Here is a 23067-nt window from a genome sequence, read left to right as displayed (position 1 = left end):
GGCCGTCGGCCGCAGCCGGCGTGCACTGGCTACTCCTGGAGCGTGCAGCCCAGGGCGAGCTCGGCGTAGGATCGGACGTTCGCGCGCTTTTCGGCACCGCTCAACGGCACGCCGATCACCGGGTACAGGTCGTAGGCATCTTCCAGCGCGATCAGATTCTGCGCGATCCGCAGGGCCGGTGCCTCCGGGGTGAATTCGCCGTTGTCCTGGCCGGTTTCGATAATGCTCAGGTACAGGCTCACCTGGCGCTTGTACAGGCCCTCATAGAGCGCGAGGTCTTCCGAGTTGGTGGGCTTGAGCGCAATGCTCTTGTACAACCGCGAGAGGTCCTCGCCGATGTCATCGGGCACCCCGAGATCGATGAGCCGCGCGAGCCGCTGCGCGGCGGTGCCGGAGGAGGCCAGCACGTGCAGCCGCTGGGCGAAATACCGGTCCATGACGCTTTCCACGGTGCGGCGCAAGAGCTCGTCGATCCCCGAGAAGTAGTAGAGCACCGAGCCCACGCTGATCTGCGCTTCCTGCGCCACCGCGCGGACGCTGGCCGCGCCGATGCCTTCGCGCATCACCACGCGCACCGCCGCGGCCACGAGTTCGGCCCGCTTGGCCTCAGCCTTCTTGCCGTTCGATGAGGTGCTCATGGGCAGCCTGCTGCGTGCCGAGCTCCGCATACACGGCCGGGGAACGCCGCTTGAGCCACGCCGCGTAGAGCAGCCCGCCGCCGAAGAGCAACGGTGTGGGTGCCAGCAGAATCCAATTGACCGCTCCGTCCATGCCGGTAGTGATTTCGAAGTTCCCTACGATCATAATCAATCCGACCACTAGGCCCAATGCGCCGAGCGCCGGGGCGAACACGACACGCCACGAGCTGTGCCCCCTGCGGTCCCTGAGGAAATAGGCGACCACGGAAATCGAGGCGACGGTCTGCCCGAAGACCAGCCCCTGCACGCCGGTGGCGTAGGTCCAGGTGGCCAACCCGAGGTAGGCGTCGGTGACCAGGTAGCCGGCGATGGCGATGGCCGCGGCGCAGAAGGCGCTCAACACGATGGAGGCGGTCGCCGGGGAGTTGTGGCGTCGGCTGATGCGTGCCAGGGCCGCGGGCAGGATCCGTTCGCGGCCCAGCGAATACATGTAGCGTGCCGCGGCATTGTGGAATGCGAGGATGCAGGCGAAGAAGCTGGTGACGATCAGCACCTGGATGCAGATCGCGGCCCAGCTGCCCAGGTAGCTGCCGGAGGCCTCGAAGATCATTGATTCGAAGTTCTCCCCGGTGGCAAAGGCGATGATCCCGTCGACGCCGAACGCCACCGTGAGCACCCAGAAGGTGAAGGCGTAGAAGCAGGCGAGCAGGGTTACTGCCAGATAGGTGGCAATCGGGATGGTGCGCTGCGGCCTGCGGGCCTCTTCGGCGTAGATGGCCGTGCCCTCAAAGCCCAGGTAGGCGCCGAAGCCGATGACCATGAGCCCGGCGACTCCGCCGGAGAAGAAGATGTTCTTCGGGTTGAAACCAGCCAGCGAGATGGGCTCCGGGCCTCCCGTGAGCAGGACGGCGATCGAAATGGCCAAGAGGATGGCGATCTCGGCGGTGACGAGCGCCGCCAGCAATTTGGCGCCGACATCCACCTGGCGGACACCGAGCAGGGCCACCAGCGCAATCGCCAGGGCGGAGAATCCCCACCAGGGGAGATCGATGCCGGCCAGTTCGAGCATGGTCAGGTGCGCGAAGTACCCGAAGAACCCGTAGAAGCTCACGCAGAGGAAGATGTAGGCGAAGACGGTCACGAAGGCCAGGCCGATGCCTGGCCCCTTGCCCAGCCCATGCAGCGCGTAGGCATAGAACGCGCCGGCGTTGGGCACGTGGTTGGACATGGCGGTGAATCCCAGGGCGAACAGGATCAGCACCGCGCCGCAGTACAGCATGGCCCCGGGCGCGCCAATGCCGCCCAGCCGGAAGCCCAGGGGTGCCGCGGACACCACCACGGTCAGCGGGGCCGCGGCGGAGATGACCAGGAAGATCACGCCCCACACACCGAGCTTGCCCCGGGTCAGCTGGTTCATCTCGACGCTCGTCGTTTCTTGCGGTGGCATGTTCAACACTCCGTAACATTAGTGACATTCGTCATAATCTGAACACTGATTCAAATATAGTGATCCCTGCAAAGTCAATACATAGGTGGAGATTGGACAGAATATGAACGACTATTCAGAAGATCAACGTGGCCCGTCGGTGCGCGCGCGGGACCTGGGCATCCGGCTGGAGGGCACCCCGGGCAAGCACAACGCCATCACCGATGTCCCGGGTGTCAGCGTCGGCTACGTGACGCTCGATCCCGGGGACGGCTCCGCCTGCACCGGGGTGACAGCTATACTTCCGCGCGGCGCCGGGTCGGTGGGCGTGCCCTGCGCCGCGGGCACCTATTCGCTGAACGGGAATGGCGAAATGACCGGCCGTGCCTGGATCGAGGAGTCCGGGCAATTCTCCACCCCGATCCTCATCAGCAATTCGCATGCGGTCGGGGCATGCCACACGGGGGTCGACCAGTGGATGCACAAGAATCATCCGCAGGTTTCGGCGCAATGGATGCTGCCGGTGGTTGCAGAAACCTGGGATGGGTACCTGAACCGCATCAATGACAATCTCATTACCCCGGAGCATGCGGCCCAGGCCTTGGACAATGCGGCCACCGGCCCGGTGCCCGAAGGATCGGTCGGCGGTGGCACCGGGATGAACTGCTATGGCTTCAAGGGCGGCTCGGGGACCTCCTCGCGGCTGGTGACGGCCAGCGGGCAGCAGTACACGGTGGGGGTCTTCACCCAGGCGAATTTTGGAAGCCGCAAGGAACTGCAGATCAACGGGGCGCCGATCGGGCGCAGCTCCCAGGCGCCCTGCCCGATCGAGGACACCAGCTGGTTCGAGAGCGACCAGGAAGCCGCGGCGATTCCTGGCGGGTCCGGCTCGGTCATTGTCGTGGTCGGCACCGATGCGCCGCTGCTTCCGGGGCAGGCCAAGGCCCTGGCTCGGCGGGTTCCCCTGGGGCTGGCCCGCACAGGCACCACCGGCGGGCACTTCTCGGGGGACATTTTCCTCGCGTTCTCCACGGGCAACCCCGGGGCATTGCGCTCGGTGCTGGAAAAGAAATCCGATCCGGTGCCGCTGGACGAGATCAAGTTCCTGCCGTGGAGCCAAATGGACGCGCTCTATGAGGCCACGGTCGAAGCGGTGGAGGAAGCCGTCCTGAATGCGCTGGTCAACAATCGCGATGCGACCGGCCGCGAGGGGCACTTTTCGCCGGCGCTGCCGCATGCGGAAGTGAAGGCCGCGCTGGCGCAGCGGCAAGCCGTCTAGCCGGGGCGGAATCCCGGATCCAGGACAGTGCAAAGCCAGGAAACGAGCCGATCAAGAAGACCGGTTCATTTCCTGGCTGCGTGCGGTGATGCGGCAGTGCTACTTCTTGGCCGGTGGCATCAGGACCGAATCGACGAGATAGACGGTGGCATTGGCGGTCTGCACTCCGCCGCAGATGACCTTGGCGTCGTTGACCATCAGGTCATCGCCGCTGCCGCTGACCTTGACGGTGTCCCCTTCAACGGTTTCAAGATCGCCCTTCAGCTCATCGGGGGTCATCTGGCCGGGAACCACGTGGTAGGTCAGCACCTTGGTGAGCATGTCGGCATCCGATACGACAGCGTTCAGGTCCTTCTCCGGAATGGCCTTGAAGGCATCATCCACCGGGGCAAAGACCGTGAACTCATCGCCGTTGAGGGTGTCCACCAGATCGACATCCTTGTTCAGCTCGCCCGAAACGGCCTTGGTGAGGGTGGTCAGCAACGGGTTGTTCGATGCTGCCACGGCGACCGGATCCTTGGCCATGCCGGCCACCGAGCCATCGCCTTCGGGCACGGCTTCTGCGTAGGCCGCGCAGCCCGGGCCCACGAGATTGGCGGCCGGGTCCATGGCCGATTCGCTGGCCATACCCGAATCCTCGGAAGCGCTCGGGCTGCTCTCGCTCATGCTGGAGGCCGAGCTTTCGCTGCTGGGGGTGGTCTCGCTGCTGCTGTCCATCGAGCAGGCGCTCAATCCGAACGCGGCGACCGCGGCGATCGAAAGCAGTCCTGCCGTCTTGCGCTGCATGGTTTTCATGTCGAACTCCTTACCTGGCGACCCCGTTGGGCCAGTCGGTGATCCAAACCCCTTGGCTTGGGCTGTCATGGGGTATTCGGGCCCGGGTCCCCGGCGGATTGGAATCTTCGTGAATTTTTTTCCGGGAGCTGCGCAGCCTGCAGAAATCCCCGGTCAGCGTGCACTTGCCCGTTGTTGGCTGCGACGGCGGAACATGTTAGTTTTCTTCTAACTGGTGGAACTGCCGCGCAGCCGGCAGGATTTCCCGCCACCTCTCACAACTCCTGCCGACACGGAAATGGGGCACTACCTTGCACAAGCACTTCGGCCGGCTGGTCGGGATCCTGGTCATCGTGATCGTCGCGCTCGCCGCGGCCTTGCTGGTCTGGGCGCTGAGTGCGCGCGGCCAACCGGTGCAGATGTGGAATCCGGCGGAATTCCACGTTGGCAACCTGTGGACGACCTTCTACAGCAGCGAGCTGCCGGCGCTGGATATTCTCCTCTTTGCCGTCACCGCCGCCGTGGTCCTCGTGCTGCTGGTGGTCATCGGCGAACGAATCGTCACGCTGCGCTACCGCCGTACCCCGGTGCAGACCTCCGGCCGCCCCCTGGCCCCCAAGGGGATCATGGACCGGACCCGCGGGGTGCATGCCGGACCGGTCACCATCAGCGTTCTGATCCCGGCCCACAACGAGGAACGCTCGCTGCCCGAAACCCTGAAGGCACTCGACCAGCAGCACTTCGCCCCTTCGCGCGTGATCGTCGTGGCCGATAACTGCACCGACAAGACGGTGGAGGTGGCCCGGCAGCACGGGGTGGAGGTCTTCGAGTCCCGGGACAACATCCACAAGAAGGGCGGGGCGCTGAACCAGGCCCTGAGCGCGCTGCTCCCGGAGCTGGGCGATAACGACTGCGTCATGGTCATGGACGCCGATAGCCAGATCGGTGATCATTTCCTGGCCACAGCCCGTGATCGCTTCACCCAGGATCGTGCGCTGTCCGCGGTGGGCGGGCTGTTCCACGGCGAGGAGGGCCACGGGCTGCTCGGCCAGTTCCAGCGCAATGAATACACGCGGTACCAGCGCGAGATCAGCCGCAGGAATGGCCGGGTGTTTGTCCTCACCGGAACGGCCTCGGTCTTCCGCGCGTCGGCGTTGCGCGAAGTCGCGGCCTCCCGCGGCACCGTATTGCCCGGACGGCGCGGCGACGTCTATGACACGGCCGCGCTGACCGAGGACAACGAGCTGACGATCGCGCTGAAGACTCTCGGGGCGCTCACGACCTCGCCCGAGCCCTGCACGGTGGTCACCGAGCTCATGCCCACGTGGAAGATGCTGTGGGCGCAGCGCCTGCGCTGGCAGCGCGGTGCGCTGGAGAACCTCGGCGCCTATGGGGTCACGCCCCAGACGATGCGCTATTGGGCGCAGCAGATCGGCATCGGCTATGGGGTGATCGCCCTGTTCAGCTACTTCGCGCTGATGCTGATCATGCTCGTTTCCATGGACACCTGGGTCTGGTTCCCCTTCTGGATGCTGCTTGGCGCGCTGTTCGCGGTGGAACGCGTCGTCACGGCCTGGCAGGGAGGGTGGCGGGCGCGCATCGTGGCCGCGCTGGTCGTCCCCGAACTGGTCTACGACGCCTTCCTTGACCTCGCGTTTCTCAAGGGCGTGGCCGACATCGCCTTCGCGCGCCGGGCCGAATGGAAACACGTAGAACACGCCGCCACCAGCAAGGAGTCCTCATCATGATCCTGAGCCATCTGGTCATTCTTCCGCGCGGAATACTGCTGCCCGAGAGCGTCTTGCTCACCCCCTGGTTCGGCATCCTCGCCTCATTCGTCGCCATCAACACCGTGCTGTATCTGGTCCTGAGCTTGTCCAAGATCCTTCCGGTGCTGCGCCTGGGCGGCTCCAAGGGGCGGGAGCGGCGCTCAGAAACCAGGAATATCGATCCCGACGCGTTGTCCTAGGTCGCGCATCCCGGCGGCCAGGTCGCTATCGAGCAGTCCGGGCGAGAAGTAGTAGCCCTGTGCGTAGTCGAAGCCGAGGCGCTGCACCAGCTCCAGGTGCTCCTCGGTTTCCACGCCTTCGGCCAGGGTTTTCGCCCCGGTGCGCCTGGCGGCTTCCAGCAGCGAATCGACGAGGTCCCGGATGCATTCGGAGGAGGCGTATCGCCCGATCATCGTGCGATCGAGCTTGACGATATTCGGCTTCAGCAGCAGGATGCGTTCCGCTGTCGCGTAGCCGACCCCGGCATCGTCGATGAGCAAGAGGCAGCCCAGCAAATCGGCGTAGGAGCGGGCGCGGGCGCACAGCTCCGGCGCTGATTCCTCATTCAGCTCCAGTCCCCAGGTCAAGCGTGCGTCCAGGTGCTGGCCGGCGGTCGAGAAGGCCTCGATGGTGGGTCCCGAGGCATTGACGGTCAGCAGCATGCCGTCGGGGATGGCAGCGCTGGCGGCCAGGATTTGCTCGATGGCCTCCAGCTCCAGGCTCACCAGGCGCCCCTCGGCGGCGGCTTGAGCGAAGTGCTCGTGCGGGCCCCGCCCGTCGTCGAATCGTGCGAGGGCTTCAAAGCCCAGTAGAGTTTTCGAATGTAGGTCGATTAACGGCTGAAACGCGAACTTCATAGTCCACCTAACCTGGCGATTCCGATTAAAGGTATGGCGCTGATTAGGCCGATGCGCACAAGGGTGATCATACCCCGTCGCGGCCCGAAAAGCGCCGAAGTCAGCACATTACGGGAAAGGAAAGTACGTAATGCCAAATGTTTCACGACGCCGTGAAAGTGATGGTACTTTCTGGTGGGCCCGCCTGCTGCCGGCGCGGCTGCTGCGGATCAGCCGCTTGGAGGTGGCCGTCACCGGCATGGCCTCTGCCTTCTTGCTGGTGTTCTACGCGCTCAACCTGTTCAATGACTTCAGTTCGCCGGTGCTCCACGCCCTGGCGGTCGTTCGCGTGCTGGGCGCGCTGGCCGGAGTCATCCTGGTGTGGGCCTACCTGGATCGCTTCCCGCTGTGGATTGCCTACCTCGGAGCCGTGAGCGAGCTGTCGGCCTTCGTGATCTTCGTGGGCTTTTCCGTGAACCATGAGCAGATCGTGTTCAGGCTCCAGGAATTCCCGCTGATCGCGCTGTATCTGTCCTGGCTGTTCACCCCCAACATCACCCGCTGGACGATCTACCCGGTCATGCTCTTCACCATCCCGTATTCGGTGTACCTGGGTCCGGCGGTGGGCACCGAGCACCAAAGCGGCTTGCTCAATGTCCTGAGCCTGGTCTTCTTCACCATGGCGGGAATGTTCGTCGGGCACTTCGTCAAGCGCCGGTTCCGGCAGCAGACCCAGATCGATGCGCTCACCGGGGCCCTGAATCGCACGGGGCTGGCGGCCCGGGGAGATGCCGCCCTGGTCGCTGCGCGCCGCACCTACCGGCCGCTGGCCGTGGCGCTGCTGGACATGGACGGATTCAAGCAGATCAATGACAAGGAGGGGCATGAAGCCGGGGACCGCGCGCTCAAGAGCCTGGTCAAGCACCTGCGCAGCAGCACCCGCGCGGGAGATCTGGTGTGCCGCCTGGGCGGGGACGAATTCGTGCTGGTGTTCCCCGATACCTCGCGCTGCGAGGCGCAGCAACTCATGGAGCGCATCGAGGCCTCCTCGGACCTGGCGTGGAGCTTCGGCACCGCCCAGGCGCGCAACGACGACAACCTGAGCACCATGATCCTCCGGGCGGACCGGGACATGTACGCGTTGAAGCGCAGCCGGGCCAGCGAGCGCAAGCGCGCCCAGGGCGAAGGCTAGCCGGCTGGCCTAGGAAAGCTTGCCGCCCAGGCGCTCCTGCATTTTCGCGCTGGCCTCATTGAGCCCGCGGATTTCCACGCTCTTGCCGTAGTGGTGGTATTTGCTGCGGATCGAGTCGATGGCGGCAATGGTCGAGGCATCCCACAGGTGCGAGTGGGCCAGGTCGATGATGACCAGCTGCGGGTCCTCGGCGTAGCGGAATTGGGTGAACAAATCGTTCGAGGAGGCGAAGAACAGCTCTCCGTTGACCTCGTAGTGCGCTTGCTGGGCGGTGACGGTGCGGGTGACGGTGACCATGTGGGCCACGCGGTTGGCGAAGAGCACCATCGCGGAGAGGATGCCCACGCCCACGCCGATGGCGAGGTTGTGGGTGGCCACGGTCAGCACCACGGTGATGGCCATGACGAAGGTTTCGCTCTTGGGCATGATCTTCAGCGTGCTCGGGCGGATGGAGTGCCAGTCGAAGGTGGTCGCCGAAACCACGATCATCACCGCGACCAGCGCGGCCATCGGGATCTGCGCCACCACATCGCCGAGCAGCACCGCCAGCAGCAGCATGAAAATCCCGGCAAAGGCCGTGGAGATGCGCGTGCGGCCCCCGGAGACCTTTACCCCCACCATGGTCTGGCCGATCATGGCGCAACCGCAGATCCCGCCGAAGAATCCGGTGACAATATTCGCGGTGCCCTGGGCCCAGGACTCGCGGGTCTTGCTGGAGGGGGTATCGGTGATGTCATCAACCAGCTTGGCGGTGAGCAGTGATTCGAGCAGGCCCACAAAGGCCACCGCGATCGCGTAGGGCGCGATGATCTGCAGGGTTCCCAGGTCCAACGGCACCCCCGGCAGGTGCAGCAGGGGCAGGGACTCGGGCAGCGCGCCCTTGTCGCCCACGGTCGGCACCACGATTTTTGCGAAGACGGTGATCGCGGTGAGCACCACGATGGCGATCAGCGGCGCCGGCACCGCCTTGGTGATTTTCGGGAAGAAGCAGACGATCGCCACGCCCAGGACGACCAGCGGGTACACCTGCCAGGGCACCTGGCGCAGCTCGGGCATCTGCGCCCAGAAGATCGAGATGGCCAGGCCGTTGACGAAGCCGATCATCACCTGTCGGGGGATGAAGCGCAGCAATTTGGCCACGCCCAGCAAGGCCAGCACCACCTGGATCACTCCGGCCAGGATCACCGTGGCGAACAGGTATTCCACCCCGTGGGTGCGCACCAGCGGGGCCACTACCAGGGCCACCGCGCCGGCCGCGGCCGAGATCATCGCCGGGCGCCCGCCGGTGATGGCGATGACTACGGACATGGTGAAGGAGGCGAAAATGCCCACGCGCGGATCCACTCCGGCGATCACGGTGAACGCGATGACCTCGGGGATCAGCGCCAGCGAGACCACCAGTCCGGCCAGCAGCTCGGTCTTGAGCAACCGCGGGGATCTCACGGTGCGCCACACCGATTGGCGCTGCATCGGGGTCAGTTCTGCGATCGGGATTCTCACCGGGGCTCCATTCACGAGGATGTCCCGGGCGATGGAGGTGCAGGGACCCATCTACGTTATCGCACCGGGTCCCGGAGCCATTAAATTCGAAGCCCCAGCCGGTCCGGATTGCTCCGGAGGGCTGGGGCTTCTCGATCATCACTCGCACCTTCAATGAGGTACTTACTACTCTAGGGGCGCACTCTGTGTGCCAAATAAGCATGGTCTGCGCATTTGCTTCGGGTGTTGCCCGCTGCCCGGGAACCAGGACCCGGGCCAGCGTTTAAGGGCAAAGAACTGGCCCTGTCGCAAGACCGACAGGGCCAGTTCTTCGTCATCACTCGCACCTTCATGAGGTACTTATGACTCTAGGGCCGGTGCCTGTGCAGGCAATAAGCAGGCACTGCGCGTAGGCCATGGATTTGGGTGTGGGGTTAAAGAAAGGTTCCCGCCGGGCAATATCCGGCGGGAACCTTTACGATCATCACTCGCACCTTCAATGAGGTAGTTCCTACGCTAGCCACGGTTCCTGTGCCGATCCTTTGGCTGGGCTTCGCGTTTCACATGACTAGGCGCGGTGCACATATCAACGTGGGAGCGTCCCGGATAAATGCGGTCATCGGCCCATAGTTCTGTGCCCCGGGGCTCTCTATGCTGGGGGACATGACTTCAGAGCAGAATCCAGGATCCGGCGCAGGGCGCGCGCTGCAGGTGGCCATCGTGCCCGACTCCTTCAAGGGCAGCGCCCGGGCCAGCGAGGTTGCCGGCGCACTGGCCCAGGGGGTGAACACGGCCGCCACCAGCCTGGGGATCCCGGTCGAGATCACGGCGGTGCCTTTCGCCGACGGCGGCGAGGGAACCCTCCAGGCGCTGATCGATGCCTGGGGCACCGAGGCCCTCACCGTGCAGACCACAGATGCGCTGGGCCGGCCAGTGGTCTCCCGGCTGGGTTTGAGCAAAGACCACAAGATTGCCGTGGTGGAAGCAGCAGAAGCCGCCGGCCTGCCACAGGTCAGCGACGTCCAACGCCAGCCCCTGAGGGCCAGCACCTATGGATTGGGGGCGCTGGTTGTTCATGCCCTGGAGCGGGGAGTTGGGCAGATCATCTTGTGCCTCGGTGGCTCGGCTACCACCGACGGGGGCACCGGATTGCTGCGCGCTCTGGGCGCCAGGTTCCTCGATGCCCAGGGGCGGGAGCTGCCGGAAGGCGGAGGGGCGCTCAATGACCTGGCGCAGATCGATGTCTCGCAGTTGGACCCGCGGGCGGCCACGGTGCGCTGGCAGATCGCCTGCGATGTGACCAATCCACTGCTCGGCGCCAAGGGGGCGGCCGCCGTCTTCGGACCGCAGAAGGGCGCCTCGCCAGAGCAGGTGCAGGTGCTCGATCGCGGCCTGGCCCGGCTGGCCGACGTGCTGGAAGCCGATACCGGCAGGGCGCTGCGCGAGCAACCAGGCATGGGTGCTGCGGGCGGCTTGGCCACGTGCCTGGCCTCGTACTTCGACGTGGAACTGACCCCCGGGTGGGAACTGGTCGCCGAGGTGCTCGACGCGCACCGGATCCTGGGCGCGGCGGATCTGGTGATCACCGGAGAAGGACGCCTCGATAGCCAGTCGCTGGAAGGCAAAGTGGTGTCCGGGGTGCTGCACGCCGCCGGGGAGCAGGCCGATGTGATCGTGGTGGCCGGGTCGGTGGATCTGGACGATGCGGCACTGGAGCAGGCCGGGATCCTGGCGGCCTACTCCATCGCGCAGGGACCTGCGAGCTTGGCCGAGCTTTCGGCCGATACGCTCGCATTGGTCGAGCGCACCGCATTCAGCGTGGCCCGGACCTATTTGCGCAAATAGTCCTGGAAGGACATCGGCGCGCTGCCGGTGATGATTTCGATATGGTCGCTCACCGTGGCCATGGCGTTGCTGGCGATGGCCGTATAGGTGCTGACCCAGGCATCAAGTTGCCACTGCGATGCTCCGTACCTGGCACGCGAAGCGTAGGCCTCATCGATGGTTTCATCGTGGAAGGCGATGGCCTGGCCGCGCTCGGCGCCCAGCATCCGGGCCACATCCAGCATGCTCAACGACTGCGGGCCGGTGAGCTCATAGGTGGCACTGGCATGTTCGGACGCCGAGGCCACGACGGTGGCTGCGGTGCGTGCGACATCCTCGCGGGCCACCGGGGCGAAATGCCCGGTCCCGGCCGGGCCGCGGATCACCCCGTCGTCCCCCACCAGATCGGGCAGGAAATCCTGGTAGAAGCTGTCACGCAAGGCGGTGAAGCGCAGGCCCGAAGACCGCAGGAGCTCCTCGGTGGCGTAGTGCTCGCGCGCCAGGGTGAACTCCGCGTCGGGGGCCGCAGCGGTGAAGGAGGTGTAGACGATGTGCTGCACCCCAGCGGCCACCGCGGCGTCGATGAAGGCGGCGTGCAGGTCCAAACGGTGATCGCTCTCCGGGGCCGAAACCATGAACAGCACCTCGATGCCTTCCAGCGCTGTGATGCTGGCGGCGCGATCGGCGTAGTCGAAAGCGCTGGCCGTGGCCAAGGGCAGTTGCGGAGCCCGGGCTGTGTCGCGTACCAGAAGGCGTTGGGCGATGGAGCGGCCGGCCAGATTCTTGGCCACCAGCGAGCCGAGCGCCCCGGTAGAGCCGGTGACGGCAATGTGAGGTGTAGTGTCCATGGCTTCTGGCTCCCAGACGGATCGGTTGTTGAGGCCAGTTTAGGTGGTGCGGGTGGAGAAAAGCTTTCGGCTGCTCCACCGTGGGGATGAACTGCCGCCGGCCCACTTGCGACGAGAAGACGATGTGCCAAGTGGCGACCGATTTCTACGATGGAATCATGATGAAGAAAAAGTACGTCGCCACCGTGTTGATGGCAGCTCCCTTGTCCCTTGTCCTCTCCGGTTGCTCCGTGTCGGATCTGCTCGTGGACAAGTACGATGAATCCACCGAAAAGACCGCGAAGACCTCAGAAGAAGCAGTATCAGCAGAATTGTTGCCAACCTGGGTGCCCCAGGGCGGAACCGATGTGAAACTCATGCAGCGCAATACGGGAATGGAACGCATTTTCGTGATGGACTACTCCGGCGAAGTGCCAGGCGAACAATGCGTCCCGATCAAGAGCACGGGACATCCGAGCGAAGCCGAACTCAAGAAGGCCTACGCCTCGGATGCGCGTACCAAGTCTTTTGAAGCGAATGAAATCTCCACCACCCGAACCCTGGACGCCGATTGGTGGCCTCAGGGCGCCGAAAACCGGACCACGGATTTATGTGGCCGATTCTGGGTCCACGTTGCCGATGGCAAGTTGTTTGCGTTTGCGCCTGATGCCAACAGCACGGTCAGGTCGATTCAGCAGGAGCGGGAGGCGTCCTAGGTTTCCCTTGGATCGTGCCGGCGGGGCAGGTTTCGAGCGGTGTAGAGCCGGCATGCGACGAGCCCTGCAAGGCACGCCACGATGAGGGCCGGGCCGACCATGCCGGGCAAACGCTGGTTCCATGTCATGTTGAGCGTTACGAGCAAGGAGACTAGGAAGCCGCCCGTTAAGTAGCTGATCGCCGAACTCATGGTGGACCTTTCATCGCGATTCTTGACTGGGGCGAGCCTAGCATCACTGAAGTTCAACGTGAAGCACCTCACGTCCCCGAGCGTGCCATGTTGAAAAGTGGCAGTTCCCCGGGCGAGGTGACGGCTAGGATGAATCCATGAGCGAAAAGGAGCAACCTCGACTGGCCAGCGGGCTCGCGCAAAAGGTCGTCGATACCATTGCGCCGACGATCGATCGCCACGTGAACATCATGAATGCCCATGGAATCATCATCGCCTCCAGCGATGCCGCGCGCATCGGCACCCTGCATGAAGGCAGCGTCGAAGCGATCCGCCGCAATCAGATCATCCGGGTTGCCCAGGCCGATGACACCGCAGGCACCCAGCCCGGGGTGAACCTTCCGCTGATACTCAACGAGCGGTTGTGCGGAGCAGTTGGCGTGACCGGCGCACCGCATGAGGTCGAGCCGCTGGCTGACCTGATCGCGCTGACCGTGCAATTGCTGTTCACCCAGGAACGCGAGCACTCGCGGAGCGCTCGCCGGGCCGCCGAGGCCCGGGATATCATTTCAGCGCTGCTTGCCGGGCATGTGGCGGCCGACGTGATCGAGAGAACCCTGGATGCGCACGGGCTGCGTGCGCCGTTGCAACTTGAGCTGTGGCTGCCGCGCAGCGAACAGGATCCGTTGCTGGAACAGCCGGCGCTCGACGGGGCGCGCACCTGCTGGGTGGGGCTGTTTGGTGCTCATTGGCGACTGCGAAAGGCCAGCGATGAGCCGGCGGCGGATGCCCCGAATGCCAATGACCGTTATCTGATCGGGCCGGCCGCCGAGGATGCGGGCGAGCTGTTGGCCCAGGCCGAAGCGATGCGGACGTTGGCGGGGCGCCCGGCGATGCTTCCTCGGCGAGAACTCGAAGGAATCTGGAACCAGGATATTGCGGTGGCTGTGGCCCGCACTCCGGCGCGGAGCCTGAAGTATCTGGCCGCCCGCGCGCAGGTTTTGAACCAGGAGCAGGCCAGGACGCTATTGGTGGTCGCTGCCGCTTCCTCCATGTCCGAGGCCGCGGAATCCTTGCATATCCACCGCAATACGCTGGTGCAAAGGCTGGAGCGAATCGGCCAGGTGACGGGTGCTGATATTCGCCAGGCCGCCGAATCGCTGCGATTGCAGCATGCTGTGTACGCGCGGATCGCGCTGGATGAACTGCAGGTCTTCTAGCTGCAGTTCTCCAAAGCGGGATCCGGGTAGTGATAACGGGCTTCCCGTTGCCGTTGATGGCATCAAGCAGGCAGGCATCGGTCAACATGTTTATCCGCGTGCGGATTTTGCGATCTGTCTGCTGCCAATATTCGCCGTCCTCCCACGCGGACTCGTCCCACGGTAGACGCATGAGCCGTCACTGCCAGAGCGGTCTCATTCATGTTCGGTCCGCGCTCCGTCGCGAACGCGCTCGTAGGAATCCAGCATCCGGAGTCGCCTTTGCGGGCTACGATCTCGATGGCTGCTTGAACGACATGTGGGTATCAGTGCGGTTTTGATGCTCACCCGAAGGCATTCTTTGGACCCCGTGCACACTTTTCACTCTTTGGGCCCTGGGAATTCCGGGCACATGCCCATAGGTGATCTCTTGCCCGTTTCCTAGTATTGGCTCATTGCCGACTGTTCGAACCGCCAAAGCTTGAGCCGCTTTGCTGGAGAACGCACCGCAGATCGTGGCAAAGGAGCCAACCAACCGTGTACGAACTCATTATTCTCTTGATCCTCGTAGTCGCCATTGTGCTGGTGACAGCGCGCTGGAAAATCAGCCCCTTCCTTGCGCTGATCGGCGCCGCCATTCTTGCCGCCTTCGCCTACAAGATCCCCTTGGCCGAAGTGGCCAGCACCGTCACCACGGCGTTCGGCAACACCATGGGAAATATCGGCTTGGTGATCCTCTTCGGCACGATGATCGGCATCATCCTGGAGCGCTCGGGGGCCGCCATCTCGATGGCCGACGCCCTGATCAAGGTCCTGGGCACCCGGTTCCCGAACCTGACACTGAGCATCATCGGCTACATCGTATCGATCCCGGTCTTCTGCGACTCCGGCTACGTGGTGCTGAACTCGCTGCGCAAGGCCATCACGTTGCGCACCGGCGTTTCGGCGCTGGCGACATCGGTCGCGCTGATGACCGGCCTGTATGCCACGCACACCATGGTCCCGCCGACCCCCGGGCCGTTGGCCGCGGCCGAGAGCATCGGCATTGCCGATAACCTCGGGCTGATCATCGCCGTGGGCCTGCCGGTAGCTGCCATCTCCGCGTTGGCCGGCCTGGCCTACGCCAGCCGGTTCAACAAGTCCCAGTGGACTCCGATGGCCTCGGAAGACGAAAACGACCTGGCAGGCCTGGACTACGAGCAGCTGCGCGCCAGCTTCGGAAAGCTGCCGCATCCGGCCCTGGCTTTCCTGCCGATTCTGGTGCCGCTGGTTTTGATCTGCGCCGCCTCCATTGCCAAGCTGCCCTCGGCGCCACTGGGTGGCGGAACGCTGGTGGAGGTGCTCTCCTTCATCGGCACCCCGGTGATCGCGCTGATCTTCGGCCTGCTGTCGGCCACACCGCTGCTGAGCGGGGATAAGAAGCTCTCCGATTTCAATGACCAGATGAATGAGGCGGTGCGCACTGCCGCTCCGATCCTGCTGATCACCGGAGCCGGGGCGGCCTTCGGCGCCGTGCTGGCCTCCTCCAAGCTGACCGAATTCCTCTCAGGTTCCTTGAGCGGCCTGGGGCTGGGGCTGGCGGTGCCATTCCTGATTGCCGCCGCATTGAAGTCGGCGCAGGGATCGTCCACGGTATCGATGGTGACCACCTCCGCGCTGGTCGCCCCGATGCTCGGCTCGCTGGGGCTGGACTCCGAGCTGGGCATGGTGCTCAGCGTGCTGGCGGTCGGCGCCGGTGCGATGGTCGTTTCGCATGCGAACGATTCGTACTTCTGGGTGGTGTCGCAGCTCAGCCGGATCCCGGTGATCACCGCGTACAAGACCCTCAGCGTGGCCACCGCGATCCAGGGGACCGCGGCGTTTGCCACCGTCTGGATCCTCGGGGCAGTTCTGCTCTAGGGGGCTGCCGGGCATTGCGCACCCGCACCGCGTCGTCAGTGATTTCCTCATTGATGGCGCGGTGCGCTGTTGATTCGGCGCTCAGGCGGAGAACCGTTTGGCGACCTTGTTCCCCTTGGACGCGGCACGCAGCATCAGCACGAGGACCAGGGCAAAGCCGATAGCGGCTAGGGCGAATGCTGCGGCGAAATTCTGCAGGAAACAGAAGATTGCCGAGGAGATCAAGAAGAGCCAGCCGGTGATGCCAGAGAGCTTGAGGGTTGGTGAGGCTTCGCGGTGCGCCGCCAGCCAGGCTTCATCGCTGGCCAGGGTGTGACGGGTTTTCAGGCCAACGCTGCTGTTGCGCGGCAGGCGGCCGTCGGCCCCCATGCGGGCCAGTAGGCCCGCGGTGAGCGCTAGGACAAGCAGCCCGAACATCAGGCTCACTGTGCTGGTCGAATCCACGCGGATGTCCTCTCGATCGGTGTCCTTGGATTCAGTCTAGGCGATTGTGATATTGGGCAGTACCCGCATCGTGCACGGCTTGCCCGGCTCAAGCAGCCAGGCAAATGCGAACCGGGGAACGCGAACCGGGGATCGTAATATGCGGAAATATGACGCGCTGTCCACGCATTCACGGGGCTTGAAGCTGTCAAAAACCCCGGATTTGTGACGAGATCTGACGCAGGGTTCCCTCCCATGACGCCGGCTTAGCCAACGTGGCTGATCGATGCTTGACTCGAATGACACCCCATCCAGAGCGGCTGAGAGACCTGGCTCCATGACGCCGCAGCAAGTTTGCCTCCTGCAGATAGTGCTAAAGCCAGGTTCGATGGAGCTCCCGGGTTCAGAAGCAAGGACTTCTGTGCGGGATCCCTCGGTCCTAGATGTCTCAGAGAGGGACGGCATGACTCGTACTCGCCCGCACACCTTGAAGCTTGTGGCTGTTGCCCTGGCTGCCACCACGCTGCTCACGGGCTGCTCGTTGAAAGAACCGCGCCCCCAAGCGGCTCCGGTCGCGGCGCAAAGCAGCAACCCGCAAGCCGAGCAGCAGCTGGAGGATGTTCCTTCGCTGGAAGGCAAGAAAGTCGGCATCGCGGCCAAGGACATCCTGCACGATTACTCGCGGGTGGTCTACCAGCAGATCCAGGAACGCATCAAGGAGCTCGGCGGCGAGGTCATCGCTACCCAGGCCGAAGCCAAGGACGAGAAGCACGTTTCCGACGTGGAAAACCTGATTACCCAGTCGCCCGATGCCATCGTGGTGATCCTGGGTGATGCGCAGACGCTCACCCCTGCCCTGGCCAAGGTGGACGCCGCAGGCATTCCGCTGTTCACCATCGACTTCCAGAGCGAATACTCGAAGAACAACGTCACCAGCGACAACTGGAATGTGGGCACCACGCTGGCTCGCACCATGGCAGAAGACCTGCACGGCAAGGGCAAGATCCTGGTCTTCAACGGCTTCCCCGGCGTGACGCCGTGCCGGATCCGCTACAACAGCCTGAACCTGGTGCTCGAGGACTACCCGAATATCGAGAAGATCACCCCTGAACTCCAGGACAAGTATGAGGGCACCATCGAAGATGCCAAGAACCAGATCCAGGACCAGCTGCGCAGGCTGCCCGAGGGCGAAGTCGACGCGATCTGGTCGTGCTGGGACATGCCGCTGATCGGAGCGGCGCAGGCCATCGACCCCACCGATAATGACATCAAGCTCTATGGCGTCGATGCGGAGCCCGGAGCCCTGGATTTGATCGCCGACCCGAACAGCTCCTACCAGTTCACCGTCGCCCAGCCCACCAAGCAGATCGCCGCGACCTCGGCCAGCAATATCGCCCTGTTCCTCGATGGGCAAACCGATCAGGTCCCGAGCACCAGCTATGCCGAGCCGATTTTTGTCGACAAGGACAACGTGAATCAGGTGCGCAATGACAACGGCATCTAATGACTTGCTGAGCATGGCCGGGATCAATAAATCTTTTGGCAACGTCAAGGTGCTCGATGATGTCCACCTGCAGCTTCGAGCCGGGGAAGTCCTGGGCCTCGTGGGCGAAAACGGTGCCGGCAAGTCCACGCTGATCAAGATTCTCACGGGCCTGTACACCCTGGATACCGGCCACATCGAACTGGCTGGCAAAGCCGTGCAGATCCGCCGCCCCGCCGATGCAGAAGCTCTGGGCATCGAGGTGATCCACCAGGACCGCCACCTGGCCGGACGCCTGACCGTAGCCGAGCAGCTGTACCTGGGCACGAGCACAAGCCGCGGGCTTTGGCGCCATGAGCGCACCGTGCAGGAGTCGGCGCGAGCCGATATCCTGCGCACCACCGGCCAGGAACTGGATGCCTCGGTCTTCGTTGACGAGCTGAGCGTTGCCCAGCAGCAGCTGATCCAGATCGCCCGCGCGGTACTGGCAGAGCCCAAGGTGCTGATCCTCGATGAGCCGACCGCGCCGCTGGCCAATGACGAGGTGGAACAGCTCTTCGGCACGATCCGGCATCTGCGTGATCGCGGGGTGGGCCTCATCTTCATCTCCCACTATCTGCAGGAACTGCAGCAGATTGCCGACCGGATCACGGTGCTGCGCAACGGCAAGAATGCCGGCGACGCCAGTTTCGCCGCCGGTGACAGCATCGAGGATGTCATCGGCTTGATGCTGGGCAGCCAGGTCGACGAGTTCTCGCATCAGAAGCGCGAGGCGCCTCCCACGCCGGGGGAGCCTGCCCTGGAGCTCTCGGGTGTGGCGGTCGCCGGGAAGCTGGAGGAAATCAATTTCTCGGTGGCACCCGGGGAAATCGTGGCAGTGACCGGGCTGGTGGGATCGGGGATCGAGGTGCTGGCCGATGCGGTGACCGGGAACCATCCGCACGCCGGAACCGTGGTATTGCATGGCCGCCCGGTGAAATCGGCGGCGGACTTTGTCGCCCGCGCCGGCGCCTATGTCCCATCGAACCGGCATCGCGATGGCATCTTCCTGCGCAACACCGTGCGCGAGAATATCGCCGCGGCCAGCCTGCGCACACTCGGACGCCGGCTCGGGCTGCTCGACGCGCGCAAGGAGCGTGCGGCGGCCAGCGAACTGGTGCAGCGCCTGGATATCCGCCCGGGTGATCCCGAAGCCGTGGCTGCGGGCCTCTCCGGCGGCAACCAGCAGAAAGCCGTGCTGGCCCGCTGGCTGGCCAGGGGATCCGATGTGCTGGTGCTGGACCAGCCCACCTCGGGCGTGGACGTGGGCAGCCGCGCGCAGATCTACGCGCAGATCAACCAGCTGGTCGACGACGGCGCGGCCGCATTGATGGTCAGCGTTGACCTGGAAGAAGTCGCGGGGATGGCCGATCGGGTGCTGGTGTTGTATCGAGGCCGGGTCATCGCCGAGCTGTCCTGCGCCGAAGCGAGCACCGAACGCATCTTGCAGTTGGCCTCCAGCGGCCAAGGAACCGGAACACCACGAGAAGAGGTGAACGCATGAGCACCGCCATTGCTCCCGCCAACGAGGCGAGCGCGCGCAGCGCGCGCGGTACGAAACCGGGCCTGGCCGCCTGGATCGGCTACGCCGGGATCGCCGCGGTCCTGCTGCTCTTCGTTGTCGGCTCGCCATTTTTCCTGACGGCATCGAATATCGCCACCATCCTGACCCAGGCTTCGGTCTTCGGCATTGCCGGGGTGGGGCTCGCGATCGTGATTATCGCCGGCGGCGATGATGTGCTGAACGGCGGCATCGACCTGTCCACCTCAGCGGTGGCAGGACTGGCCGGCACCGTGACTGCGCTGGCTGCCGCCGCCGGCACCCCGGGCTTGATAGCGGTGCTCTACGGGGTGCTGGTGGCTACCGCGATCGGCGTGATCAACGGGATCTCGGTGACCTTGGGGCTGCGCCCGCTGCTGGCGACCTTGGCCACCATGGGCGTGGCCGCTTCGCTGGAACTGGTCTTCAGCCAGAACCTGAAGATCGCCGTATCCGGCGGCTTCTTCGAGGCTGCCCGCGGCAGCGTTTTTCTCGGGATCCCGCTGGCGGCCTGGCTGATGATCCTCATCGGGGCTGCGGGCTGGTGGGTCTATGGCAAGACCAGCTGGGGAGTGAATTCCTATGCTGTCGGCCAGAATCCCACCGCCGCCCAGGTGGCAGGGCTTGATCCCCGCAGGTACCGGCTGGCCAGCTATGTGCTCAGCTCGGCCTTGGCGGGCCTGGCCGGGACGCTGTTGGTGGCCCGGCTCTCGGCCGCGGTTCCCGGCATTGGAACGCAGATTCTGCTGGACATCATCCTGGTGGCCTACATGTCCATGATCTTCTCCCGCCGGCGACTGGTCAGCGTTGCCGGCACCGTGCTGGCCGCCGTGTTCGTCGCCGCCCTGGATAACGGGCTGACCCTGCTCGGCGTGGCCAGCCAGTGGGTGGGCGCTGCCAAGGGCCTGCTGATCTTGCTGGTTCTGGCCAGCGTGACCCTGCGCGGAAGGAAGAACCGATGAGCACTGCCCCGACTCTTGCCGCGCCAGCGGCCCCAGCCCCTGAATCTCCAACCGCCAAGAGCGCCAAGAAGCGCGGCTCCTTCCAGGCGTCGCGGCTGGTGGCGCCTGGAACTTTGGCCCTGATCCTCATCGTTTTCTCGGTGCTCAGCCCGGTGTTCTTCACAGCGGGAAACCTCGTGGGAATCCTGGGGCAGGTAGCGCTGCTGGCGCTGGTTGCCCTTGGCCTGACCCTGGTGGTGCGGGCCGGCGGCATTGACCTGTCGATCGGCGTGGCCCTCGACTTGGGCGCCCTGGCCAGCGCCTGGCTGATCCACGACGGGTATCGTGCGTGGGTGGCTGTGGCCGGCGGATTGCTTTTTGCCTTGGCCGTGGGGCTGGTGAATGCGCTCTTGATCGTTCTCCTGCGGATCCCTGCCTTCCTGGCCACGCTGAGCGTCTGGTTTGTCGGCACCAGCGTGCAGCAGCTGCTCACCAGCGGAGGCGCGCCGATCTACCTCTCGGCGCCACTGGTGCCCGATGGTTTTGCCGTGATCGGGCGCGGCTACTTCCTGGACATCGATGCCGCCATCATCAACGCCGCATCCATCGCCGTGGTGGTGGCTTTGCTGCTGGGCATCACCCGTTATGGGCGCACGCTGACCATGGCCGGCGAGCAGCCCAGCGCCGCGAAGATCTCGGGGCTGCGGATCACTACGCTGATTGCCAGCGCGTACCTGCTGTGCGCGGTCATTGCCGGATTCGCCGGAGTGGTGCTGGCCGCACGCTCCAACGGCTACGTTCCGGGCAGCGGCCAGGCCTATCTGATGGATGCCATCGGAGCGGTCTTCATCGGGGCAACCATCAGCCGCTACGGACGGGTGTCCGTGGGCGGAACACTGATCGGCGTGGTGATCTTCGGCCTGCTGGATAACGGGCTGAACCTGATCGGCCTGTCCTTCTTCTGGCAGGACCTGGCCCGCGGGCTGGTGCTGCTGGCGATCCTGCTCGCCGCCGTGGTGCTCGGGCGGGCCAAGGGGCAGCCGGCAACCGGCATTTTCGCGCTCCTGCGCACAGCAAAGCGCCAAGCACCGACCACCACCGCAAAGGGAAGCAGCAACTCATGAGCCAGCGCATCCACCTGAACGCCTTTGACATGACCTGCGTCAGCCACCAAAGCCCGGGGCTGTGGCGGCATCCGCAGAATAGGGCCGATGAGTACAACACCCTTGACTACTGGGTTGATCTGGCCAAGACCCTGGAGCGCGGTGGATTCGACGCGTTGTTCCTGGCCGATGTGCTGGGCATCTATGACGTGTACCAGAACTCCAGCGGGCCTGCGCTGCTCGATGCCGACCAGGTGCCGCTGAACGATCCCTTTATGCAGGTTTCCGCCATGGCCGCGGCCACGAAAAACCTCGGCTTCGCGGTGACCAGCGCGCTGACCTACGAGCAGCCCTACGCCTTGGCCCGGAAGTTCTCCTCGCTGGATCACCTCACCCGCGGGCGCATCGGCTGGAATGTAGTGACCAGCTACCTGGAGTCGGCGGCCCGCAACCTGGGCATGACCCGGCAGCTGGATCACGATGCCCGCTACGACATCGCCGATGAATTCATGGACGTGGTCTACAAGCTCTGGGAAGGCTCCTGGGAGGAAGGCGCGGTGCTCAAGGACCGCGAACGCGGCGTCTACACCGATCCTTCCAAGGTGCATCCGATCAACCATCACGGCGAGTACTTCACCGTGCCCGGCATCCACCTCTCCGAGCCCTCCATCCAGCGCACCCCGGCGATCTTCCAAGCCGGCGCGTCTTCCCGCGGCCGGCGCTTCGGCGCCCAGCATGCCGAGGGCATCTTCCTGAACTCGATCAACACCGCGGTCACCCGTCGGCAGACCGACGCGATCCGCGACGAATTCGAACTGGTCGGCAGGCCCCGGGATGCGGCCAAGATCTACGCGCTGATGACCACCGTGGTGGCCGACTCGGATGCCCAAGCCGAGAAGCTCTACCGCGAATACCAGTCCTATGCCTCGCGCGAGGGCGCCATGGCCTTCTACGGCGGCTGGTCCGGGCTGGATCTGAGCCAGTACGCGCCGGATGAGGAGCTGCAGTACCTGGAAACCAATGCGGCCCGCTCGGCGGTGTCGATTTTCACTACCGCGAACCCCCAGCAGAAGTGGACCCCGAATGCCATTGCCGACTACCTCGGGGTGGGTGGCATCGGGCCGGTGCTGGTGGGCTCGGCTCAGACCGTGGCCGATGAAATCGAGCGCTGGGTGGATGAATCCGGGCTGGACGGGATCAACCTGGCCTACGCCATCACCCCCGGCTCCTTCGAGCAGTTCACCGATCTGGTGGTCCCGGAGCTGCGCAAGCGCGGGCGGACCTGGGCAGGATACGAAGGCAATACCCTGCGCGAGTACCTGACCGAGCCTGGCACCACGCGGGTGGCTGGGCACCACCCGGCAGCGGCCTACCGCGGAGCCTATGCGGGCAAGGCCTCGGCGGCCGATGCGAAGGCCAGCCAAACCCCTGAAGCGGTATTGGGCGCACCGTGACATATGAGGAAATATGACGGATTCTTTCGCGGCTTCAGGGCCGCGAAAATGTCGAT

At 64.5% G+C, this 23067-nt stretch carries 20 protein-coding genes, 1 pseudogene and 1 riboswitch; of the genes and pseudogenes, 13 read left to right on the top strand and 8 right to left on the bottom strand.

The genetic code is table 11. The features are described from left to right. Window positions 1-29: 29 nt before the first annotated feature. Both OF385_RS15760 and OF385_RS15755 read right to left on the bottom strand, forming a co-directional pair. Window positions 30-638 carry a TetR/AcrR family transcriptional regulator gene (locus OF385_RS15760; RefSeq protein WP_264276245.1) on the bottom strand — a complete coding sequence of 203 codons (609 nt, stop codon included), beginning with the start codon at window positions 636-638 and terminating at the stop codon, window positions 30-32. After that, window positions 607-2085 carry an APC family permease gene (locus OF385_RS15755; RefSeq protein ID WP_264276244.1) on the bottom strand — a complete coding sequence of 493 codons (1479 nt, stop codon included), beginning with the start codon at window positions 2083-2085 and terminating at the stop codon, window positions 607-609. Before OF385_RS15755 ends, OF385_RS15760 begins: the two co-directional genes overlap by 32 nt. 103 nt (window positions 2086-2188) lie before the next feature. Between OF385_RS15755 and OF385_RS15750 the strand changes: the two genes are divergently transcribed. Then, window positions 2189-3343 (top strand): P1 family peptidase, encoded by a 1155-nt coding sequence (locus OF385_RS15750; RefSeq protein ID WP_264276243.1) that lies wholly within the window; start codon window positions 2189-2191, stop codon window positions 3341-3343. A gap of 99 nt (window positions 3344-3442) precedes the next feature. On the opposite strand, the gene OF385_RS15745 is transcribed toward OF385_RS15750, so the two are convergent. Continuing rightward, entirely contained in the window at window positions 3443-4138 is a 696-nt protein-coding gene (locus OF385_RS15745; RefSeq protein ID WP_264276242.1) for a fasciclin domain-containing protein, read from the bottom strand. 290 nt (window positions 4139-4428) lie between these two features. Here OF385_RS15745 and OF385_RS15740 point away from each other — a divergent pair, with 290 nt between their 5' ends. Next, window positions 4429-5865, top strand: a complete 1437-nt coding sequence (locus tag OF385_RS15740; protein WP_264276241.1) for a glycosyltransferase family 2 protein — start codon at window positions 4429-4431, stop codon at window positions 5863-5865. After that, the gene (locus tag OF385_RS15735; protein ID WP_264276240.1) at window positions 5862-6086 is read left to right on the top strand and encodes a hypothetical protein; all 225 of its coding nucleotides are present in this window, start codon (window positions 5862-5864) and stop codon (window positions 6084-6086) included. Before OF385_RS15740 ends, OF385_RS15735 begins: the two co-directional genes overlap by 4 nt. Here OF385_RS15735 and OF385_RS15730 read toward each other — a convergent pair. Then, complete coding sequence (locus OF385_RS15730) at window positions 6048-6743, bottom strand: EAL domain-containing protein (RefSeq protein WP_264276239.1); 696 nt, start codon at window positions 6741-6743, stop codon at window positions 6048-6050. The two genes, OF385_RS15735 and OF385_RS15730, sit on opposite strands and share 39 nt — an antisense overlap. 130 nt (window positions 6744-6873) lie before the next feature. On the opposite strand from OF385_RS15730, the gene OF385_RS15725 reads away from it, so the two are divergent. Next, on the top strand, window positions 6874-7914 hold the full coding sequence (locus OF385_RS15725) for a sensor domain-containing diguanylate cyclase (protein ID WP_264276238.1): 1041 nt from the start codon (window positions 6874-6876) through the stop codon (window positions 7912-7914). A gap of 9 nt (window positions 7915-7923) precedes the next feature. Here OF385_RS15725 and OF385_RS15720 read toward each other — a convergent pair whose 3' ends face one another. Further along, window positions 7924-9384: a SulP family inorganic anion transporter gene (locus OF385_RS15720; RefSeq protein ID WP_264277954.1), complete on the bottom strand. Its 1461-nt coding sequence runs from the start codon at window positions 9382-9384 to the stop codon at window positions 7924-7926. A 672-nt stretch (window positions 9385-10056) separates the two neighbouring features. On the opposite strand from OF385_RS15720, the gene OF385_RS15715 reads away from it, so the two are divergent. Continuing rightward, entirely contained in the window at window positions 10057-11238 is a 1182-nt protein-coding gene (locus OF385_RS15715) for a glycerate kinase (RefSeq protein ID WP_264276237.1), read from the top strand. Here OF385_RS15715 and OF385_RS15710 read toward each other — a convergent pair. Continuing rightward, complete coding sequence (locus OF385_RS15710; protein WP_264276236.1) at window positions 11223-12065, bottom strand: NAD(P)H-binding protein; 843 nt, start codon at window positions 12063-12065, stop codon at window positions 11223-11225. The genes OF385_RS15715 and OF385_RS15710 overlap by 16 nt on opposite strands. 158 nt (window positions 12066-12223) lie before the next feature. Between OF385_RS15710 and OF385_RS15705 the strand changes: the two genes are divergently transcribed. Together OF385_RS15705 and OF385_RS15700 are read left to right on the top strand one after the other, a co-directional pair. Further along, the gene (locus tag OF385_RS15705) at window positions 12224-12760 is read left to right on the top strand and encodes a hypothetical protein (protein ID WP_264276235.1); all 537 of its coding nucleotides are present in this window, start codon (window positions 12224-12226) and stop codon (window positions 12758-12760) included. Window positions 12761-13088: 328 nt separating this feature from the next. Further along, window positions 13089-14150 (top strand): sugar diacid recognition domain-containing protein, encoded by a 1062-nt coding sequence (locus OF385_RS15700; protein WP_264276234.1) that lies wholly within the window; start codon window positions 13089-13091, stop codon window positions 14148-14150. Between the two features lie 94 nt (window positions 14151-14244). On the opposite strand, the pseudogene OF385_RS15695 reads toward OF385_RS15700, so the two are convergent. Beyond that, window positions 14245-14322, bottom strand: a pseudogene (locus tag OF385_RS15695) (Txe/YoeB family addiction module toxin); the annotation flags it as partial. A gap of 344 nt (window positions 14323-14666) precedes the next feature. On the opposite strand from OF385_RS15695, the gene OF385_RS15690 reads away from it, so the two are divergent. Then, a complete protein-coding gene (locus OF385_RS15690; protein ID WP_264276233.1) occupies window positions 14667-16028 on the top strand; it encodes a GntP family permease in 1362 nt (453 codons plus the stop codon). A gap of 81 nt (window positions 16029-16109) precedes the next feature. On the opposite strand, the gene OF385_RS15685 is transcribed toward OF385_RS15690, so the two are convergent. Beyond that, on the bottom strand, window positions 16110-16472 hold the full coding sequence (locus OF385_RS15685) for an SdpI family protein (RefSeq protein ID WP_264276232.1): 363 nt from the start codon (window positions 16470-16472) through the stop codon (window positions 16110-16112). A gap of 283 nt (window positions 16473-16755) precedes the next feature. Then, window positions 16756-16846: riboswitch (SAM riboswitch) on the top strand. Between the two features lie 68 nt (window positions 16847-16914). On the opposite strand from OF385_RS15685, the gene OF385_RS15680 reads away from it, so the two are divergent. From OF385_RS15680 to OF385_RS15660, 5 genes are read left to right on the top strand one after another with little or no spacing between them, the layout of a single operon-like run. Next, window positions 16915-17955: a substrate-binding domain-containing protein gene (locus OF385_RS15680; protein WP_264276231.1), complete on the top strand. Its 1041-nt coding sequence runs from the start codon at window positions 16915-16917 to the stop codon at window positions 17953-17955. Beyond that, complete coding sequence (locus OF385_RS15675; RefSeq protein WP_264276230.1) at window positions 17939-19477, top strand: sugar ABC transporter ATP-binding protein; 1539 nt, start codon at window positions 17939-17941, stop codon at window positions 19475-19477. The genes OF385_RS15680 and OF385_RS15675 overlap by 17 nt, the downstream gene beginning before the upstream one ends. Next, window positions 19474-20475, top strand: a complete 1002-nt coding sequence (locus OF385_RS15670; protein WP_264276229.1) for an ABC transporter permease — start codon at window positions 19474-19476, stop codon at window positions 20473-20475. Before OF385_RS15675 ends, OF385_RS15670 begins: the two co-directional genes overlap by 4 nt. Continuing rightward, on the top strand, window positions 20472-21578 hold the full coding sequence (locus tag OF385_RS15665) for an ABC transporter permease (protein WP_264276228.1): 1107 nt from the start codon (window positions 20472-20474) through the stop codon (window positions 21576-21578). Before OF385_RS15670 ends, OF385_RS15665 begins: the two co-directional genes overlap by 4 nt. After that, complete coding sequence (locus tag OF385_RS15660; RefSeq protein WP_264276227.1) at window positions 21575-23011, top strand: LLM class flavin-dependent oxidoreductase; 1437 nt, start codon at window positions 21575-21577, stop codon at window positions 23009-23011. Before OF385_RS15665 ends, OF385_RS15660 begins: the two co-directional genes overlap by 4 nt. The last annotated feature ends 56 nt before the right edge of the window (window positions 23012-23067 follow it).

Source organism: Glutamicibacter sp. JL.03c (assembly GCF_025854375.1).
Lineage (GTDB): Bacteria > Actinomycetota > Actinomycetes > Actinomycetales > Micrococcaceae > Glutamicibacter.
Note: the sequence above shows the minus strand (reverse complement) of the source record. Positions and strands in the feature narration are given on the sequence as shown.